Source organism: Mesorhizobium sp. M1A.F.Ca.IN.020.06.1.1 (assembly GCF_004023265.1).
GTDB lineage: Bacteria > Pseudomonadota > Alphaproteobacteria > Rhizobiales > Rhizobiaceae > Mesorhizobium.
This window is the reverse complement of the sequence record NZ_RZSR01000869.1, coordinates 1-2,561: the sequence shown is the minus strand read 5'-3', so window position 1 is coordinate 2,561 and position 2,561 is coordinate 1. Positions and strand designations below refer to the sequence as shown.

Sequence of the window (2,561 nt, the reverse complement as noted above, 5' to 3'; positions counted from 1 at the left end):
CCATACTTCTCCTTGAACTCCTTCTGCAGTTCCGGCCGCGAGAACCAGTCTTTGCGATAGGTCCAGCCGACCACGTCGCCCATGGCCGGCAGCGCCCAGTAGTTCGGCGTGTTCTTCGGCCATTCGGAATAGCCGACGACGGTCGCCGGCACGAAGTCGTCCATGCTGATCTTCTCCTTGTCGAAGAAGTCGTTCAGCTTGACGTAATGACCGTTCTCGGCCGCGCCGCCGATCCACTGGCTGTCGCCGATGATCAGGTCGCAGAGCTTGCCGTGTGAGTTGAGCTCATTGAGGAAGCGGTCGGCATAGTTGGTCCACGGCACGAATTCGAACTTCATGCCGATGCCGGTTTCCTTGGTGAAGTCCTTGGACAATTCCACGAGCGCGTTGGCCGGATCCCAGGCCGCCCAGCAAAGCGTCAGATCTTCCGCATGCGCCGCGTTCGAGACGGCGGTCGACGCGAGTGCCGCCGAGGCCAGTCCCAACGCCAGTTTCAAGGTCGATTTCATGCCTTACCTCCCATTTGCGAAACGCGTCCGGATGACGGTTTCAAAAGCCTCAACCTCGCTCCTCCGAGGGCCTGAACATGGCGCGCGCCGCGTCGCCGATGTTTAGTAATTTGTTTAGTGATGCTCTTTTTACTAAACAATGCAAGCGAATTCGTTGCTGCGCCGCAGCATGACGAAAGCGGTGCTTGAAATCGTTGGGAAATAACTGTTGGTGCTTGGCGGCTCGTGCTTCAGCCGGCTACCTGACGGTCTTCGGGCCCACCGTGACCGGCCGGATCCGCGGCGCCGGAGGCAGCAGCTCGCGGATGTCGGCAAAGGGGAAGAGGGGCTCGAACCGGAACGCCTCGGCCAGCGCGCCGGGCGCGCCGTTGCATTGGCCGGCGCGGAACGCGTTCTGCATGCGTGCACCGTTGAGATAATGCTCGGGCCCCTGTGAGCGATGCGCGAGAATGGCCTGCGCCTTGAGGTCCCAGTGGCTGGAAATGTCGACGTAATGCGACGGCGAGAAACCTGTGCCGCCCAGTGTGTCGGCATGCAGCACCGGTACCTCGAAGGACGCCGCGATGCGCACGCCATCCGACAGCGCGCGGTGGTCGCCGTGATAGTCGTTCGGCGCATGCGTGATCGCGAGGTCGGGTTGCACCTCGCCGATCAGCGCCTTGAGTGTGCCGATCAATGCGGCATCCGCAACCAGCGCCCCGTCGGGGAAATCGAGGAAACGCGGTGTGACGCCGAGCAGGGTGGCCGCCTCGGTCGCTTCCTCGCGCCGCGCTTTGACAAGCGCCTTCGGATCGCCTTTGCCGCCCTTGGCTCCGTCCGTGGCTATCGCAAAAGTCAGCTCTGCGCCTAGCGCGGCATAGGCGGCCAGCGTACCGAACATGAATATCTCGATATCGTCGGGATGAGCCCCCAGCGCCAGTATCTTCACTTCTTTTCTCCCGGAATTGGAACGTGCCGAACGGAATCCTGCTCGCCCTCATCGCCTATGCAAGCTATTCGTGGAGCGATGCCGTCATCAAGAGCCTGGGCGGGCAGTTCACCGTCTTCGAGATCGGCTTCTTCGTAACCTTGTTTGCCGGCTGTTTCCTGTTCTTCACAAGGCCTGCCGATGAGCGCTGGCGCGACTTCTGGCGCACCAGCCGGCCCTGGGCCGTGCAGGCCCGCGCCTGGGCGGGCATCGCATCGGGCGTGCTCAGCGTCTATGCCTTCACCACCATCCCGCTGGCGGAAGTCTACGCGTTGATTTTCCTGGCGCCCTTGTTCGTCACCATCCTCTCCACTCTCATCCTGAGGGAGAAGGTTGGGCCGTGGCGATGGCTTGCCGTGGTCGCCGGATTTGCCGGGGTCATGCTGGTCGTCAGGCCGGGTTTCCGCGAACTTCATCTCGGCCACCTCGCGGCCTTCGCCATCGCCTTTCTTGCCGCTACCAGCGTCATCCTGATGCGGTCGCTGGCGCAGCAGGAGAAGCGCACGACGATGCTCGGCGTGCTTGTCGGCTATGGCCTGCTGTTCAATGGCCTCGGCGTGGCGGCAACGTCCTTCACCTTGCCGGATGGCAGGCAGCTGATCTGGCTGGTCATGGCCGGCGCCTTCACCGCCGGCGGTCAGCTGTTGCAGCTTCTCGCGGCCAAATACGCGCCTGCCAACCGGATCGCGCCGACGCACTATTCGCAGATCGTCTGGGCGGTGGTGCTGGGCTCGTTGTTCTTCCAGGAAGATCCCGACCTGCTGACGCTGGCCGGCCTTGCAGTGCTCGGCGCCTCGGGCCTGCTGACCATGGTTCGCGAGGAGGTACGGCTGGGCACCGTGCGCTGGAACCCGTTCACGCGCACCAGGCTTTAGGCAATTCCGGGACAGGTTGCGCGCTCACCGTGGCCGCTGATATGCGGACGCCATGAACAGAGGAATTTTGCCGGAACTCCCGGTATCCGCCGTGCTGCCGGTGCTCGGCGCCTCGGGCCTGCTGACCATGGTTCGCGAGGAGGTACGGCTGGGCACCGTGCGCTGGAACCCGTTCACGCGCACCAGGCTTTAGGCAATTCCGGGACAGGT

At 63.2% G+C, this 2,561-nt stretch carries 3 protein-coding genes and 1 pseudogene; 2 read left to right on the top strand and 2 right to left on the bottom strand.

Going from position 1 to position 2,561, the window contains the following annotated elements; all coding sequences use genetic code 11:
* On the bottom strand, positions 1 to 509 hold a 509-nt coding region (locus EOA60_RS28265), incomplete at its 3' end, for an ABC transporter substrate-binding protein (protein ID WP_164899597.1).
* Between the two features lie 238 nt (positions 510 to 747).
* Complete coding sequence (locus EOA60_RS28260; RefSeq protein ID WP_095824310.1) at positions 748 to 1,437, bottom strand: PIG-L deacetylase family protein; 690 nt, start codon at positions 1,435 to 1,437, stop codon at positions 748 to 750.
* 23 nt (positions 1,438 to 1,460) lie between these two features.
* Here EOA60_RS28260 and EOA60_RS28255 point away from each other — a divergent pair, with 23 nt between their 5' ends.
* Together EOA60_RS28255 and EOA60_RS28250 are read left to right on the top strand one after the other, a co-directional pair.
* On the top strand, positions 1,461 to 2,351 hold the full coding sequence (locus EOA60_RS28255; RefSeq protein WP_095824309.1) for a DMT family transporter: 891 nt from the start codon (positions 1,461 to 1,463) through the stop codon (positions 2,349 to 2,351).
* Positions 2,352 to 2,445: 94 nt separating this feature from the next.
* Positions 2,446 to 2,544, top strand: a pseudogene (locus EOA60_RS28250) (EamA/RhaT family transporter); the annotation flags it as partial.
* Positions 2,545 to 2,561 lie beyond the last annotated feature (17 nt).